This window comes from Sphingobacterium sp. UBA7253, assembly GCF_002472745.1.
Taxonomy (GTDB): Bacteria; Bacteroidota; Bacteroidia; order Sphingobacteriales; family Sphingobacteriaceae; genus Sphingobacterium; species Sphingobacterium siyangense.
This window is the reverse complement of the sequence record NZ_DKSP01000199.1, coordinates 1-17,437: the sequence shown is the minus strand read 5'-3', so window position 1 is coordinate 17,437 and position 17,437 is coordinate 1. Positions and strand designations below refer to the sequence as shown.

Genomic DNA, 17,437 nt, shown 5'->3' with positions numbered 1-17,437 from the left:
CCTACGGTAAAAATGGGAGCCGGCAGCTGGCAGATCCCAATCTGGCGCTCGCCAACTTGTATTCGGGCAGCGGCAAGATGCATGGCTACCTCAACTCGGCTGGTGAACTGGTCCAATACCGCTACCTGATGGTAGACCGCCTGGCCAATCCGAACCTGCAATGGGAAAAAACCACGGCATGGAATTTTGGACTGGACTTTGGATTCTTAAAAAATCGCATTTCGGGTACCCTGGAATATTACCTGATGCAGACCCACGACATGATCATGGAGCAAAAACTGCCCAATTTTACAGGATTCAGCAGCATCACCACCAATCTGGGGCAAGTGGACAACAAGGGGATTGAATTGACCTTAAATACCGTCAACTTGAAAAAGGAAAATCTGCAATGGTCTACCACCTTTAATTTTTCGTACAATAAGAATCAGATTGTACATCTCTATAAGAACTACCAGGATGTACTGGATGCCGATGGAAATGTGGTTGGCCGCAAAGAAATGGACGAAATTTCGAATGGCTGGTTTATCGGGCAGCCCATCGGCACGATCTGGAATTATCAGGTTACGGGCATCTGGCAGGCCAATGAAGCTGCAGAAGCCGCTAAATATGGGCAGGCTCCAGGTGACCCGAAAGTGGCCAATGTATATACAGCAGATGATGCCGTGAATGGGGATAGCAGAAAGCCTGTGTATAATAATAACGATAAGGTCTTTCTGGGGCAGACGGATCCGCGTTTCCGCTGGTCGATGCGCAATGAGTTTACGCTATGGAAGGACCTCAGCTTTTCGTTTAATATTTATTCATACATGGGGCACAAAAGCTTGTCGGGCAATTACCTGAATAACGACGATGATGGCGGGCGCATGGCTTATGGGCTGGCCAATCTGCCAGCAAAGGAATATTGGACGCCGGACAACCCAACGGACCGCTACGGCCGTATCGAGGCTAAGGGACCGATCGGCGCGGAGGGCGCTGCGCGGCTGTATGACCGCTCGTTTATCCGGCTCGACAATATCTCGGTAGGCTATACATTACCAACGGCCTTGACCTCCAAGTATAACCTCAATCGGGTGAAGCTGTATGGGACGGTGCGGAATGTGGCCACCTGGACCAAAGAATGGGAATACGGCGATCCGGAGACTTTCCATCCTGACAACAACCCGAGCGGATGGGCCTCAAGGGTCTTTACTTTCGGTGTGAATTTATCTTTATAACCTGATTAATTGTGATGTATATGAATAATACACTAAAAAAATCCAGATCCGCAGGCAGAAGCATCGCTTTTTTGCTCGCCGGTACGCTAGCGATAAGCAGCTGCTCGAAGGAATTTCTGCAGCCCGATCCGCTGTCGATCTATATCCCTAACGAAACTTTTAACACCGAATCGGGCCTGCTGTCGGCCATGGCCATCTGTGACCGCCATCTCAAGGGGTATTGGGCCACAGATCATAACGAGATGCTGACGCTAGGCACAGAGTATGTCTTTTCCGAACTGATGGTGGCTAGTAATACCGACAAACGCAGCATGCTGGCGGATGTCGCCAACATGCTGACCCCGACAAGTGACAACTCTACGCATCAAAACCTCGACCGCTCCAACAGCCTCTGGTATCTGTGGGACGAAACCTACAAGGGGATCAGTTATGCCAATACCATTATCAAATATGTAGACCAGGTACAGACCTTGAGCGAGCAGGATAGGAATGCCTACAAAGGGCGGGCGTATTTCCATCGGGCTTTCCGCTATATGGCCTTGGTCTTTGAATACGGCGATGTACCTTTGGTGACGACCATCATCGACGTACCCAAACAAAATTACCGGAGCACCAAGCGTGATGCCATTCTGCAGATGATTACTAAGGATATGGAGTTTGCTGTACAATGGGTGCCTGATCAGAAAAATATGAACCTGATCGGCCTGATCAACAAGGGGGCCTGCCGCATGCTTTTGGCAAAATGTTACCTCGCCATAGGGGAGTATCAGAAAGCCAAAGAGCAGACGGATATCCTGATTGACCAGTCAGGCTATGCTCTGATGACCGAAAGCTTCGGAACCTTTAACGATGGAGGGGAGGCGCAGACCTGGCCCATCACACGTAACGTGATCTGGGATATGCACCGCCCCGAAAACAAGCTGATCGCCAGCAACCGTGAGGTGATCATGGGGATGCCCAACCGTGGTGCCGATGCGGAGTCTTTCGTTAAAATGCTTACCATGAGAATCTTATATCCCTTTGTCTTTGACAGCCGCATACAGACTGCCGATGGTAAACAGGCTTTGTTGAACATCAAACGGAACAGCGGGGATTACAATGCAAAATATGACTATATGCGCGCCTTTGGCCGCGGGATCGCAACGTTCCGCCCTACATCATTCCAGACGCAGGGCGTATGGTCTGTCAATGGCAAGCCGGATGAAGGCGACCTGCGCCACAGTTCAAAGATGGGTAACTGGGTACGGATGGAAGATTACAAAGTGAACAACAAAGCTTCCAAAGATTTTGGGAAACCGGTCACACTGAAAGATCCCGCAACGGGCAAACTCCTTTGCAGCGATACCATTCGTCGCTGGTACGATGTGCCGCATTATAAATTTTTCTTGGATGATCCTGTAAGTGAAGCCAATATCAGCGGTTCAGACGGTTCACGGGGTGCTACCAATGGGGGAATCGCCGACTGGTACCTCTATCGCCTGGCAGAGGCTTACCTTTTGCGCGCCGAAGCGAAATATTATATTAATCCGGCCGATGGAACGATAAAAGATGATTTAAATGCCGTCCGCCAGCGCGCAAAATGTACCGAGCTCTACCAGGGAGCGGTAAGCATTGGGGATATTATGAACGAGAGGGCCCGTGAGCTCTACTGGGAGGAGTGGCGCAATGTGGAATTGAAACGGGTGTCCCTCTGCTTGGCCCGTAGTGGTAAACCGGATGAATGGGGGAATGCGTACAATCTGGACAATTTTGATAAGCAGAGCGGTACAGATGCCAATGGCGGAAGTTACTGGTACCAGCGCATCATGCATTATAGCCTTTACAATAAAGGTATTATTCATGTCAATGCCACTGGGCTAAGTGATATCAAATACACGATGGATAAAAAGAATATGTACTGGCCGATTCCCAATGTCGCGATTACCTCCAATATTAAAGGGCAGCTAAAGCAAAATTACGGCTACGACGGTTATAATCCTGCTACTCCAGTATGGGATAAATGGGAGGATGCCGTAGCGGATGAAGCCAAAGCAGAATAATCCGTTTAATAGGTCCCCAACCGATATTTAATAGAGAAGATCGGTTCGGGATTTCTTTGAACATCGTATTTTATAAGATAAAACCAGTTCGTAATTACATAAAAACCAGTTTGTATGATCAAGAAAATCTTTTTGTTTTTATTGTTTCTCCCGGTTCAATTTTTAAGTGCACAGACAGACCTGGCAAATTTTCCTGCTGGGGCGGATCCCAAGGAGGTCGGCCATCGCATTGCACACCGCTTTATCGCGGGCAAACATATGCTGCATGCAGGGAAATGGATCAGTTATCCCGAGACCTTCTATTGGACGGGAGCCATTAATTACGCCCATTTAATGGGCGATCAGCAGTTGATGCAGGCTATGAAAGAGCGATTCACCAAATTAACAGTAAGTGAGCCGCAGCTGCTGCCTATTAAAAACCATGTCGATTTGAATATGTTTGGCAGCCTGCCTTTGCGGCTTTACCAGCTGACCAAAGAGAAAAGCTATCTCGACCTGGGCTTGCCCTATGCCGATACGCAATGGGAACTTCCGCAAAATGCCAGTCAGGAAGGGAAGGCCTGGGCGGAAAAAGGATACTCCTGGCAGACCCGTCTCTGGATCGACGATATGTACATGATCACGATCGTGCAGGCCGCTGCTTTTAAAGCAACGGGCAAAGCCGAATACCTGGACCGTGCAGCCCGGGAGATGGTACTTTATCTGGATGAGCTGCAGCGTCCAAACGGACTGTTCTACCATGCACCCGATGTCCCTTACTACTGGGGGCGAGGCAATGGTTGGATGGCCGCGGGTATGACTGAATTGCTGCGTATGCTTCCGAAGGATCATCCCAGTCGACCCCGTATATTAAAGGGCTACCTGACGATGATGAAGAGCCTGAAAAAACAGCAGCGCAAGAGCGGTATGTGGAATCAGTTGATAGACGAGGCAGACTGCTGGGCAGAAACCTCCGGTTCGGCGATGTTTGCCTATGCGATCATATCGGGTGTAAAGCAGGGCTGGCTAAGTGATAATCAGTATGGTCCCGTTGCCCGCAGGGCTTGGCTGGCGCTTGCAAAATATGTGGACGATCAGGGGGCAGTGTCGGAAATCTGCGTAGGTACCAATAAAAAGAACGATAAACAGTATTATTATGACCGCCCTCGCCATACTGGTGATTATCATGGGCAGGCGGCCTATATGTGGTGTATCAATGCATTGCTGGAGGGAAGCACCCCTTAGGTTTTTGACCGGCTGGCAGTTTGAACAGATTATTTTTTGATTTTGCTGAATTCAAAAGGAATCTGCAGGCTGTCGCCGGCTACATTTGCCTTTAGCTTTTCGCCATCCCGCCAGTAGGTAATCTTTTTTGGGAAGGGTAGGGAGTCATTATTGCATTCGAATAGCCCGTCTTTCTGCATGGTCATTTCAAAGGCGATGAAATCCTTTTCATCGGTTGTTTTCACTTTTAATTGCCAGTTTCCATCGGATTTCAGTAGCGCCATTTTTTCCTGATTGACCGTATCGTTGTTGTGTAGCGTAAAGGCCAAGCCTGCATATTCAGCATCGTTAATTTTGACCCAATATTCAAAGGTCTTTTTACCTGGCGTTTCGTTGGTACGCTGCCATTTGCCCAGTAACCAGTCGAAGTTCTCCGAAGGGTCATGTTCACTGCCCATACATTGTACAAAAACAAGGAAAATGGATAAGAGGACTAGCACTTTACATAATTTTATCATCTGGAGTTATATCAAAAGGCTTAAAAATGATTGCTGTTACCGCTGGGTGAAAGCTTTAAAAAGGTTACCATGCGGCGATAATTAACTAAATTTAATAAAAAATTTGCACTCGCAGCGCACAAAAAAACTGATGCAGACCTGCATCAGTTTTTTGCTAAGGTTCGTTTAAGCGATTATTTTTATTTCTTGTCAAGTAAGGCCAGATATTTTTCATACCCCTTGGCCTTCATTTCTTCTTTAGGCACAAATTCAAGAGATGCACTGTTGATGCAATAGCGTAGACCGCCTTTGTCGGCAGGGCCATCATCAAAGACATGTCCCAGATGAGCGTCTCCGGTTTTACTACGCACTTCCGTGCGACGCATGCCGTGGGAGTTATCAACTAATTCGTCGACTAAGTCTGGATTAATCGGTTTGGAAAAGCTGGGCCATCCACAGCCTGATTCAAACTTGTCGGTCGAGACAAATAGTGGCTCTCCTGTAGTAATATCCACATAAATGCCATCTCTGAACTCAACATTATATGCGTTATCAAAGGCACGCTCGGTTGCCTGATGTTGCGTTACATCATATTGCAGGGGTGTAAGTTCTTTTTTGAGTGTGCTCTGGTCCTTTCTTTTGTAAGTTGCTGACACAACTGTATCTTTTGTGGGGGAAGGATTGGCTTTGCGTGCCATATAAATAACCTGATCTTTCTCGCCAGTAGGGTTCATAGCTTGTTTTTTAATTATTTTGGAATCACCAGTTTTCTGTGAAAAGCCAAATTTGCTGAGCATAAATAAGCCTAATCCTAGTAATAATAATAAAAATACCTGTTTCATAGCGTTTCTCCATTCTTGTTTTTTAATATACGATGTAAAGGTCCGAATTGGTTTTTGATCAATTTAAAATTGAGGATCTTTGCTTCGTTATTGGTAAGATATGTCTAGAGATGGAATTCCATAAACATCCATGGAGAATTTTTAGACAGCGGTACTTTTTTACCTGAAGCAGACAATACAATAAAGTTACCGAAAGAAATCTATTGTTAAACTTAATTGGACGGTTATTGTTTCCTATTCGAGGTAATGCCCTTGGCGGATTAGCAGTGCTCGGTATTTATTGAATACACTAGATTTGGATACAAAGCCCAGATATTTTTGCTCAGGTCCAAGCACCGGAAGGATCCAGGTGTCTTCTTTGTTCATTTTTGACATCGCAGATTCCATACTTTCATGAATAACAACGATATCATTGGGCTTTTGAGCCAATTTTTCAAATGTTGTATCCAGACCATCCAATTCACCAAGTAGAATCGAGAATAAATATTCGCTGTTGACTATTCCGATGAATTTGCCATCGTGGCTCACAATGGGAAATATATTTCTTTTGCTATGAATAATATCGTGCTGTCTAGATTTAGGGGTTTCATCAGGACGCAAAATCACAAAGTTCGTTTCCAAAACGTATTTGATGCGCATCATGCTTAATACGGAACGATCTTTATCTTCATAAGAGATCAAATCACCTGATTCTGCGAGCACTTTGGTATAGATCGAATGCTTGAGCATTGTTCTATTGATGAGGTAAGATATCGAGCAGACAAGCATCAAAGGGACCATCAATGTATAGCCACCGGTCACCTCCGCAATAAGGAACATACCGGTCAAAGGCGCATGCATAATGCCGCTCAGGGCGCCGGCCATACCAGCTACAACAAAATTAGGAACGTTTAGCTCTGCAAGCCCTGTCAGATTGATCCCATAAGAAAATGCAAACCCCAAGAGTCCTCCCATCACCAAGCTTGGACCAAAAACGCCACCATTGCCACCTCCATTAAGAGTAAAGAGTGCGGCAAATGATTTTCCGAAGAGCGTCAATAGCGTGTATCCAAAAACAACGAAGCCGATATTATGGTATTCGGAGAATAAACTATTTTTGACAATTGCGTTGAACTGCCCATTCAAAATTTGCTGTATGGTCAGATAGCCCTCGCCGTATAGCGCAGGAAATATTAGGATCATAAGACCCAAAGCAACACCGCTCACCCATACCTTGTTATAAGGATTTTTGATTTTCCGAAACCATTGGTTTACAACAACAGATACGCGCGCAAAATATACGGTGTATAAGCCTATCAGTACAGCCATTAGCAGGTAGAAGAATAAGGCGGATACCTGCCAGTAGGAATTAAAGTTCGTAAATAGGGGTTCACTGTAGAGCAGCCGCGAAACCACCGATGCCATTGCAGAGGAAATTAGCAGTGGAATAAAAACAGGAATGGAAAATTCGGGTAGCAGAATTTCAATGGCAAAGATCATTCCTGCCAAAGGACTATTAAATGCACCAGCAATACCTGCAGCTGCACCGCAGGCCAGTAGCATGGTCACTTCTTTATATTGTAATCCAAAAAAACGCGCAATATTTGAACCAATAGAAGATCCGCCCAAGGCAACGGGAGCCTCCAAACCACAGGAACCTCCAAAGCCAACGGTGATGGCTGAAGTCACCACCTGTGAATAAATATTACTGGGATCCAGTCGGCTTCCTTTTCGGCTGATCGCATAAATAATCGGCGTTATACCATGTTCTATTTTTTTGCCTTTGATAAATTTTCGGACAAATAATACACTCAGCAGAATACCGATCAACGGAAAAACCAGATACAAAGAATACTTTAATTTCCAGTCAATATCGTTCTGGATACTTGTCGCAATAAAATGAGTCAGTCTTTTTAAAACGGATGCCATCAGCCCCCCAACAATACCGACCAAAAAGGCCAAGATGATGATAAAGTTCCGATTCGAAACTTTTCTCATACGCCATTGGTTGATATGGTCTATTTTTTTATAGAAAATCTTTTTAAAATTTGCCATTTTTGAACTATTCAGCACACTAACTTACGGACAGATGAAGTAGCGTGCGCCAATATAGTCATTATTGCAAGCAAACAATTTGTATCGTCTTATAGTAGGTATTAATACTAACGTTTTGTTACATAAATAGGCTTATACACGACTTTTTTTGCCGAACACCGACAATACCAAATAACCTAAAATTCCCGCCAGCAGTGAGGTCAGCAGAATCGATAACTTCGCTTCTTTGATATGCAGCGCGTCGCTGAAGGACAGGATGGAAATAAATATAGACATCGTAAAGCCAATTCCAGCCAATAAGCCTACACCCAGGATATGTTTGAATGAGCTTCCTTCCGGGAGACTACTAATCCCCAGTTTAGAGCAGACAAAAGTCATGATTAAAATGCCCAACGGCTTGCCTAGTAATAAGCCAAGGCTAATACCCAGGCCCATCGGAGCGACCAATCCTGTAAGCATCTCGCTTTCAATGCTGATATTGGTATTGGCAAATGCAAATAAGGGTATAATAAAAAAATTGACAGGCTTGACAAGCGCATGCTCCAGACGTTCTAAGGGCGACTCAAGGTCCGTATCATTGGTCGGAATAGTCATCGCCACCATCACACCAGCAATAGTAGCATGTATACCCGAATGATGAATAAAATACCAGATAAATACACCTGGTATCAGATACAGATAGGGGTTTTGTATATTCATGCGGTTCATGACAAAGAGAATAACCATACCGATACCTGCATACAGTAAGTAGGTGGTTTCAATGCCCGACGAATAGAAAAAAGCAATCACCAAAATGGCGATCAGATCGTCCACGATAGCCAAAGCGGCCAAAAATACCTTTAAGCTTGCTGGAATCCGGTTACCTAGCATACCGATTACGGCCAATGCAAAGGCGATATCTGTCGCCATGGGTATACCCCAGCCACCTGCTGTCGCCTGCCCTGAATTGAAGCTTAAAAAGATGATCGCCGGTACAATGGCGCCACCAATAGCGCAAAGGATCGGGAGCGATGCTTGTTTAGGCGAGGAGAGTTCGCCTTCCACGATCTCACGCTTGATCTCCAGTCCCACGAGCAGAAAAAAGATAGCCATTAATCCATCATTGATCCAAAGCAGTGTGCTATATTTTAAATGTACGGTGTCAGAATCGAAACCAAAGGGTGTATCCAAAAATGATTGCAGCCCAGGACCAGCTGCGGTATTGGCTACGATGAGGGATAAAATGACGCAGATAAATAATAAAATGCCGCCAGCGTTACTTGACTTGAAAAAATTTTTGAATACGGTAAGATTAATCAATTGGCTCATCGTGTTGCGTGTTCTTTTTGGACCATAGGTCCATGTTCGGAAATTGAAATTTGGAATTGTCGAATACAGGGTCTTTCTTGGACCTCTGCTGCTCCTGATAGTCTGTATAGATGGCGACAACTTTTTTGTGAAGCAGGAGTATTGCAATCAGGTTGAGCCAAGCCATGAGACCGACACCAATGTCGCCCAGGGTCCAGGCAGATTTGGCTGTACTGATACATCCGACATAGGTAGATACTAATATGAGCAGTCGCAGAATCCAGATAAGTACGGTTTTATGTTGTTTTTTTCGGCTAACGAAGCTGATATTGGTTTCGGCGATATAGTAATAAGCCATAATAGTCGTGAACGCAAAAAAGGCCAATGCCAGCGCGACGAAAGCATTTCCAATGTTGGGGAAATGTTGTGACACAGCCTGTTGGGTGAAAGCTGGTCCCATTTCCGTTGCCGGAAGATGTTGAACGAGAAATCCTCCGGCTGGATTTTCAACATTGTACTGGCCGGTAAAGAGAATCATTAAAGCTGTGGCGGTACATACAAACATGGTATCCACATACACCGAAAATCCTTGGACCAGGCCTTGCTTGATCGGATGGGATACTTCTGCAGCGGCTGCTGCATGTGGTGCTGTGCCCTGGCCGGCCTCGTTGCTGTAGATACCCCGTTTAACACCCCACGAAATTGCCATGCCGGCGATAGCGCCGAAAGTAGCTTCCATGTTCAAAGCCGATTTTACAATCAGGGCGATAACGCCAGGGATCTCCGTGAAGTTGAGGGCAATAATAACTAAAGCCATCAGAATATAGGCGCCCGCCATAAACGGCACAACATATTCGGCAACGGTGCTGATCCGCTTTACTCCACCGATGATAATAATCGCCAGTAGCCCGGCAATAGCCAATCCGGTGATACTCGGCGACACATGGAAAGCGGACTCGACCGCTGCGCTGATACTGTTGCTCTGCACACCGGGCAATAAAAATCCGGTACTGATGATCGTCACGATTGCAAAGGTCCAGGCAAAAGTCTTGGATCGTAACCCTTTCAGGATGTAGAATGCAGGTCCGCCCCGGTATTCGCCATCGTTTACCTCCTTGTACATCTGACCAAGGGTAGCTTCGACAATGGCCGACGCACTGCCTAAAAACGCAATTACCCACATCCAAAAAATAGCTCCTGGGCCGCCCATAGCAATCGCTGTAGCGACGCCAGCGATATTGCCTGTGCCAACACGCCCCGAAATAGCAAGTGAAAAGGCCTGAAACGAAGAGATGCCTTTGTCGGAACTGTTTCCATTAAAAAGCAATCGCACCATTTCTCTTATCTGCATAAGCTGCGGGCAGCGAAATCGTACCGTAAAGTAGATGCCCGTCAGCAGACAGAGGTAGACAAGTGCATCACTCCAGATGATATCATAAATTTTATTGATTATTACGTCCATGTTGTATCATTGAATTCGTAGGCTGTCTAAAAGTAGGGAAAACCAGCCAAGGCTGCTTTAAATATCGAATAGATTTTGTTTATGTATTTTAAATATCTAATACGTATAATTTATATGTGTCCTTTGCCGCATCTACAAGGAATATTTTTGCTATTGAAAATTTTTATATCGTTTCCGGCTTGCGCTGGATAATTTATTTTTTTTAATTTTACCGGTATACCTTAAAATATTTTGATCAAAAAACGATTCTATAATCCGGCGCAATTGTTCATCTTTAGTTTCTTGGCATTGATTGTTATGGGAACTATGTTGTTGAAACTTCCCATTGCCCTTAATAAACCAATCTCCTGGACTGATTCGCTTTTCACTGCAACGAGTGCAGTTTGTGTTACAGGGCTTGTTGTTGTTGACACAGCTACCCATTTCACTGGCTGGGGCCAAGTTTTTATTTTATTGCTGATTCAAGCTGGTGGAATAGGAATACTATCTTTTGCTGGTCTTTTCGCCTATTTTTTAAAAGGGGGAAGCAGTTATGAAAATCAGCTTGCCATACGGGATTTCTCGAACACGCAACGACTGGGTGAAGTATTTACTTTACTCAAGCGCACGATCGCAATTACATTCGGAATAGAAGCTGTCGGTGCTGCCGTCATCTTTTGGACTATGGATGGTTTTAACGGGGCAGGTACTGCCGAACGCATTTTTATTGCTGTATTTCATTCGGTGTCTTCGTTCTGCAACGCTGGTTTTTCGACGTTGTCAAATGGCCTGATGCATCAACAGGTTTATTATAATTATGGGTTCCAACTGGCGGTAGCCAGTATATATATATTTGGCGGTTTAGGATTTCCAATTGTTATAAATGTACTTAAATATATCAAACACTTGATAAATAGGTTGTTCCATAAATGGACAACGAAGGAAAATTATTACCGTCCTTGGGTAATGACCATTAACAGCAAGCTCAACCTGATCACGACGTCTTGTATCACTGCGTTTGCGACTTTGGTGCTCTTTATCTCCGAATATAATCATGTTTTTGCTGATCATAGTGGTATAGGAAAATGGGTAGTAGCTTTCGCAACGGCGACAACACCGCGAACGGCAGGCTTCAACAGTATTGATTTTGCACAGCTGCATTTTTCAAGCATTTTGTTTATTATGCTATTAATGTGGATAGGAGCATCGCCAAACTCCACAGGCGGGGGGATAAAAACGAGTACATTTGCGCTCGCCATACTGAATGCGATCAGCTTGGCAAAAGGGAAAGACCGAACTGAAATATTTAGACGCGAAATAGCAGGGATCTCAATTCAGCGTGCTTTTGCTACGATGTTTCTCTCGCTTATAATTATAGGGATGGGAGTATACGCAATTTCATTTTTTGAGCGCAATCGGCCTTTGTTAGAGATCGCATTTGAATGTTTTTCGGCATACAGTACCGTTGGCCTTTCTTTGGGAGTTACAGGTGATCTGGCGGAAGGAAGCAAAGTCATATTAATTCTTTTGATGTTTATTGGACGAGTAACCATGCTATCGGTATTAATCGCTTTTATCAAAAAGGCGCGCTATACGCACTATCGATATGCTGAAGAAGAATTGACAATATATTAGGTAAAGGTTCCCGTATTAGTTTTAATAACTATAGGAAGGGATGTACGTATAATTTGTAAAGAACATACAAGAATGAAATTTATCATTTTAGGATTGGGGAATTTTGGAGCTTCTCTGGCAGAAAAGCTCACTGCACAAGGCAATGAAGTAATAGGTGTTGATCGTCAGATCGCTAAAGTGACGGCATTGAAGGAAAAGATTACACATACGATTTGTTTGGACGCAACCGACGAAACGGCTTTTCACTCTTTACCGTTAAAAAATACGGATGTTGTGGTCGTCGCGATCGGTGAGGATGAAGGTGCCAATATTATGGTCAGTGCTTTGTGTAAAGAGGCTAACGTGAAACGCCTGATCAGTAGGGCCGTAAACAGACTGCATGAAAAAGTACTAGGTGCGCTAGGGGTGTCAGAGATAGCTCATCCGGAAGAAGAGTCTGCAGAACGGTGGTCCAAGCGCTTGTGTATGACCGGGTTTGTAGATTCTTTTGAACTTAATAGTAATTATTCGATTGTAGAAGCCATCGTCCCTAAAAAATATGTGGGACAAACGATTCAGGAGATCGGTTTCCGAGAAAAGTATGAACTATTAGTGCTTACGATATTAAAAAATACGGAAAAAAAGACTTCATTTGGAAAAAGTGTTGTAACCACAGTACTCCATGGTATTCCTCGTCCGGATACGCGATTGCGGGAAGGAGATATTTTGGTGATTTATGGCTACAACGATCATATCAAAGCGTTCCTCTAATGCTATCTTTTAATGATTTCGACACTGTCTTTTGGAAAGTGGTTTTTTAGCCATTTTTGCAATTTATCTTGTTGGATTTGTGTTAACGCGGCGGGGGAAGTATAAATAAATGCAATGAGATTTGCCACGCTATCGGTTTTTGCGTAATGCTGTTGCATTCCCATGCTATATGAATTTAATTCAGGGAACAGAACCTTAATATCCCGATCGAGCTCCGGACTTACGACCTGGTATTTTGTAAGTTCGTTGTTTAACGCGCGAATCGTTAGATCTTTCTCACTGACAGCTGCGGTACGTTTGTCTATTTCGCTAAGAATACTAGACTTTAAATCCAGGCTATCTTGGTGAATAATAAGTTTGGTGTTTTCAATTCCGAATGTATGCATTGTTTGTTCCAATGATTCTATCTCTTGACTACTGAACTTTTTTGCCAAAAAGGCTAATTCTAGTTTTTTCGGTTTACTGTTGAGCTGCATTTTTTCATAAATGACAGTATACCCTTTGTTGCTTAGTTCCTGCTGTACAAATTGCTTCACTTTATTGGTGTATTTTTTTTCCTGCAGCAGATTGTAAGCAAAATATATACTTGGTATGACGAGCGTTAGCGTGATAATTGTTATGCTTTGCGTAATCCTTTTTTCTCGTTGCTGATCTACATAATGAGTTTTTGGATAACGCAAATATTTAACAATAATAAAAGTCGCTATACAGATAAATACACAGTTGATAATATACAAAAACAATGCCCCTGCAAAATAGGCAAAATTGCCAATTGCAAGACCATAGCCCGCTGTACATAGGGGAGGCATAAGGGCTGTTGCGATGGCTACCCCAGGGATTGGATTGCCTTTGTCAACCCGAGTAATGGCTATAACGCCCACGAGGCCACCAAATATGGCAATCATTACATCATAAATATTTGGAGATGTGCGCGCGAGCAATTCGGATTGGGCTTCTTTGAATGGACTAAGCAGGAAATAGATAAAAGATACAACAAGACTGATGACTGTCGCAATCAGTAGATTTTTAATGGATTTTTTAAGCAAAGGAAAATCAAATGTTCCTAATGCGAATCCTGCTCCGACGATAGGGCCCATAAGTGGAGAAATCAACATAGCTCCAATAATTACTGCTGTTGAGTTGACATTTAAGCCCACAGAAGCTATGACAATAGCACAGGCCAAGATCCAAGCATTGGAACCCCGAAAGGAAATGTTTGCAACGACGTTTTCTAATACCGTCTCCTTTTTTTCTTCACCTTGATGCAGATCAAAAAAGCTCAAAATTTTATTCATACACTTTTCACCTTAGATTTAAACGAATATAGTAAACATCCTTTATCTTATAGAGCATACGACCAAATTATTTGGAAAAGCGTGGTATAATAGCTACAGGTTTTCAAACCTGAAAAAGATAAATTTCGTTTTTTGGTTTTTAACAAACAATTAGGCAAACTAATTGTTGAAATTATAATCATTGGTATATTAATTTGTGATTATAACAATAAATAAATATATTAAGCCCTACGCCTTACATTTTTAATAAAATATAACTATGAACAATTTAGCATTGAACGACGTCCAGGAACATTGGAATAATTTTATTTCCTCAGCCATTGCCTGGGCACCACGAATTATTACTGCCGTAATTTCAGCTTTACTGATATATTTAATTGGATCATGGATCATTCGACTGGTCAAGCGCATGATTGATAAGGCTTTCGAACGCCGGCAGATGGATGTCTCCTTGCAGCGTTTTTTAAGTAATCTGATCAGCTGGATTTTAAATATATTATTATTTATCGTTGTAGTCACACAGTTGGGCGTTCAAACCTCAGCATTTGTTGCCATTATTGGAGCTGCAGGTTTAGCCATAGGTTTAGCCTTGCAGGGATCCTTATCCAATTTTGCCGGTGGAATACTGATCTTGTTATTGAAACCTTTTCGGGTAGGGGATTATATCACGTCCAGTTCAAATGTTTCGGGTACGGTCACCGAAATTGATATTTTCAATACCAAATTAAATACGCCTCAAAATCAGCAAGTGGTAGTTCCCAATGGGGTATTGTCTAATAGCAGCATTACAAATTATACCCAGTTGGGCACACGCCGCACTTGGTTCGATATTGGTGTCGCCTACAACGCTGACTTAAAACAGGCGAAAGAAATTCTGATGGAAGTGGTTCGAAATAATGATTATGCTTTTAAGGAGCCAGCTCCGCAGGTTGTGGTAACCGAACTTGGCGACAGCGCAATTAATCTTTCGGTGCGTGTCACCACGTCAAACGAAAACTTTTGGACCATGCAGGAACAGTTGATTATTAATTGTAAAGAGGCATTGGATCAAGCTGGTATTGAAATACCATTTCCACAAAGGGATATCCATATTCGCAGCAATGCATGATTTGTGCGTAATAATGCATACGATTAACGTAATAATTGGTCGAAAGACCATAATGTAAACCAAATTTAATTCAAGTGATCTTGTCAAAATCGACATTTAATAAAGGAATCATTATTCCAAGCCTGCTCTTCATTATAGGGGTTTGCCTGCTAGCGGTGTTTTTTCCAACGTTGACAGTAAATATTCTAGATACAATAAAACAGTTTATCTTTGTGAACCTCAATTGGGTATATGTCTGGGCTGTGACACTTTTTGTCATTTTCCTGGTTTACCTCATGTTTAGCAAGTTTGGTAATATCAAGCTCGGAAGTAACGACAGTAAGCCAGAATATACCTTCTTTTCTTGGATTTCTATGTTATTTGCTGCAGGTATGGGAATCGGATTGATGTATTTCAGTGTCGCAGAGCCGATGCAACATTTTTCGACCGAGGCTTTTGCCGGTAATCACTATATTAACCGAGCCAAAAATGCGCAGCTGTATACTTTTTTTCATTGGGGTATACATGCTTGGGCAATTTATGGTGTGGTCGGTTTGGCATTATCATATTTTGCATACCGCTATCGGCTTCCGCTTTCACTTCGTAGTTGCTTCTATCCTTTATTGAAAAACAAAATCAATGGAAAATGGGGTAATGCGATTGATGTATTTGCACTTTGCAGTACATTTTTCGGTATCACGACTACGTTGGGGTTCGGAGTGGTTCAAGTAAATGCTGGCTTGCAGACCCTGGGGCTAGTACCCGATAATAATTTTACCTATCAGATCATGATTGTTGGCGTGTTAACGCTGTTGGCTGTTTTATCTGCCACTTCAGGGGTCGATAAAGGTGTAAAGATATTAAGTAATATCAATATACTAACTGTTATTATTCTGTTGCTATTTGTTCTTTTCCTTGGACCTACAGTTTACCTTATTGGCAGTTTTACAGAAGGAATAGGCAATTATGTAAACAATTTCTTTAGTTTGACTTTTGATACACATGTTTATGACGAGGCAACATTACCCTGGTTTTATAACTGGACAATTCTATACTGGGCCTGGTGGATATCATGGTCTCCCTATGTGGGGCTGTTTATTGCTAAAATCTCCAAAGGGCGGACCATTCGTGAATTTATTGCTGCGGTACTTATTATTCCGACCATATTTAATTTTATCTGGATGTCTGTTTTTGGAAATAGTGCCATGTGGTTTGATATTAATATCGCTAAAGGCGCTTTGAGTTCTTTAGCAGATAATCCAGATGCCTTGATGTTTCGATTTTTAGACTACTTGCCTTTATCGGAAATTGTCAGTTATCTGGTTATCCTTATTATTATTATCTTTTTTGTAACCTCGGCTGATTCGGGCATATTTGTTATGAATAGTATTGCTACCAAGAATGCTCCAAAGTCCCCAAAATGGCAAATGGTTTTTTGGGGCGCTTTGTTGGCCATCTTAGCGCTCATGTTATTGAACACGGGTGGACTGCAGGCATTACAAACTATGACACTTATAACAGCATTGCCATTTTCAATTATCATGTTGCTTTTTTGCGTCAGTTTGGTAAAAGCATTGACGATTGACCGAAGTTATTATGAGCGTGATTTTTCGGTGAGTACTGTGCCCTGGTCGGGCGAATTTTGGAAAGATCGCCTGCAACAGATTGTTTCTTTTAAAAGCCGTGAGTCGGTCGATGAATTTATGAGGAGTACAGTGAAGGCAGCGTTCGAAGATTTGCAGGCTGAGTTTAAGGAGAATGGTATTGAATCAAAGATTCATGAGTCGGATAAACCAAATCGGATAGCGATTGAAATCCGACACGACCTAATCAACAATTTTATATATGGGGTCAAAAATCAGTTTAAAGTGGTGTCCGATTATGTCGTCGAAGAAGAAAATCTCCCTGATATAGCCGATAAGAAAACTTATTTTCCGAAATCTTATTTTGGAGATGCTCGTGAGGGTTATGATATTCAGTACTTTACAAAAAATGAGCTGATAAGTGATGTTTTGAAGCACTATGAGCGCTTTTTAGAAATAATTTCAGAAGAAAAAAATGAAATGTTTATTAGTAGCAATGCCAACAAAAATCTGAGATGATCAGCCGGCTA

13 protein-coding genes are annotated in these 17,437 nt (G+C 43.0%); 7 read left to right on the top strand and 6 right to left on the bottom strand.

The annotated features are described in order from the left end of the window. The first annotated feature begins 56 nt into the window (after window positions 1-56). The 3 genes from B2X72_RS19935 to B2X72_RS19925 all read left to right on the top strand — a co-directional run bounded on the left by B2X72_RS19935 (window position 57) and on the right by B2X72_RS19925 (window position 4,477). The gene (locus tag B2X72_RS19935; RefSeq protein WP_286851226.1) at window positions 57-1,214 is read left to right on the top strand and encodes a TonB-dependent receptor; all 1,158 of its coding nucleotides are present in this window, start codon (window positions 57-59) and stop codon (window positions 1,212-1,214) included. Between the two features lie 332 nt (window positions 1,215-1,546). Beyond that, window positions 1,547-3,253, top strand: a complete 1,707-nt coding sequence (locus B2X72_RS19930; RefSeq protein ID WP_376747258.1) for a RagB/SusD family nutrient uptake outer membrane protein — start codon at window positions 1,547-1,549, stop codon at window positions 3,251-3,253. Between the two features lie 114 nt (window positions 3,254-3,367). After that, a complete protein-coding gene (locus B2X72_RS19925; protein ID WP_145328372.1) occupies window positions 3,368-4,477 on the top strand; it encodes a glycoside hydrolase family 88/105 protein in 1,110 nt (369 codons plus the stop codon). Window positions 4,478-4,506: 29 nt separating this feature from the next. On the opposite strand, the gene B2X72_RS19920 is transcribed toward B2X72_RS19925, so the two are convergent. The 5 genes from B2X72_RS19920 to B2X72_RS19900 form a co-directional block, all read right to left on the bottom strand. Continuing rightward, window positions 4,507-4,914 carry a DUF6265 family protein gene (locus tag B2X72_RS19920; RefSeq protein WP_145328502.1) on the bottom strand — a complete coding sequence of 136 codons (408 nt, stop codon included), beginning with the start codon at window positions 4,912-4,914 and terminating at the stop codon, window positions 4,507-4,509. A 239-nt stretch (window positions 4,915-5,153) separates the two neighbouring features. Continuing rightward, window positions 5,154-5,651: a peptide-methionine (R)-S-oxide reductase MsrB gene (gene msrB, locus B2X72_RS19915; RefSeq protein ID WP_349681402.1), complete on the bottom strand. Its 498-nt coding sequence runs from the start codon at window positions 5,649-5,651 to the stop codon at window positions 5,154-5,156. 378 nt (window positions 5,652-6,029) lie between these two features. After that, the gene (locus B2X72_RS19910) at window positions 6,030-7,829 is read right to left on the bottom strand and encodes a chloride channel protein (RefSeq protein ID WP_286851222.1); all 1,800 of its coding nucleotides are present in this window, start codon (window positions 7,827-7,829) and stop codon (window positions 6,030-6,032) included. A gap of 132 nt (window positions 7,830-7,961) precedes the next feature. Continuing rightward, a complete protein-coding gene (gene nhaA / locus B2X72_RS19905) occupies window positions 7,962-9,137 on the bottom strand; it encodes a Na+/H+ antiporter NhaA (RefSeq protein ID WP_145328369.1) in 1,176 nt (391 codons plus the stop codon). Next, window positions 9,121-10,578 (bottom strand): alanine/glycine:cation symporter family protein, encoded by a 1,458-nt coding sequence (locus B2X72_RS19900; RefSeq protein WP_286851221.1) that lies wholly within the window; start codon window positions 10,576-10,578, stop codon window positions 9,121-9,123. The genes nhaA and B2X72_RS19900 overlap by 17 nt, the downstream gene beginning before the upstream one ends. A gap of 231 nt (window positions 10,579-10,809) precedes the next feature. On the opposite strand from B2X72_RS19900, the gene B2X72_RS19895 reads away from it, so the two are divergent. Both B2X72_RS19895 and B2X72_RS19890 read left to right on the top strand, forming a co-directional pair. After that, window positions 10,810-12,192: a TrkH family potassium uptake protein gene (locus tag B2X72_RS19895; protein ID WP_204991180.1), complete on the top strand. Its 1,383-nt coding sequence runs from the start codon at window positions 10,810-10,812 to the stop codon at window positions 12,190-12,192. 72 nt (window positions 12,193-12,264) lie between these two features. After that, window positions 12,265-12,942 carry a potassium channel family protein gene (locus B2X72_RS19890; protein WP_070566542.1) on the top strand — a complete coding sequence of 226 codons (678 nt, stop codon included), beginning with the start codon at window positions 12,265-12,267 and terminating at the stop codon, window positions 12,940-12,942. Between the two features lie 2 nt (window positions 12,943-12,944). On the opposite strand, the gene B2X72_RS19885 is transcribed toward B2X72_RS19890, so the two are convergent. Beyond that, window positions 12,945-14,237, bottom strand: a complete 1,293-nt coding sequence (locus B2X72_RS19885) for a TIGR00341 family protein (protein WP_286767866.1) — start codon at window positions 14,235-14,237, stop codon at window positions 12,945-12,947. 259 nt (window positions 14,238-14,496) lie between these two features. Between B2X72_RS19885 and B2X72_RS19880 the strand changes: the two genes are divergently transcribed. Both B2X72_RS19880 and B2X72_RS19875 read left to right on the top strand, forming a co-directional pair. After that, window positions 14,497-15,345, top strand: a complete 849-nt coding sequence (locus B2X72_RS19880) for a mechanosensitive ion channel family protein (RefSeq protein ID WP_070566538.1) — start codon at window positions 14,497-14,499, stop codon at window positions 15,343-15,345. Between the two features lie 74 nt (window positions 15,346-15,419). Further along, the gene (locus B2X72_RS19875; RefSeq protein ID WP_286851220.1) at window positions 15,420-17,426 is read left to right on the top strand and encodes a BCCT family transporter; all 2,007 of its coding nucleotides are present in this window, start codon (window positions 15,420-15,422) and stop codon (window positions 17,424-17,426) included. Window positions 17,427-17,437: the final 11 nt, after the last annotated feature.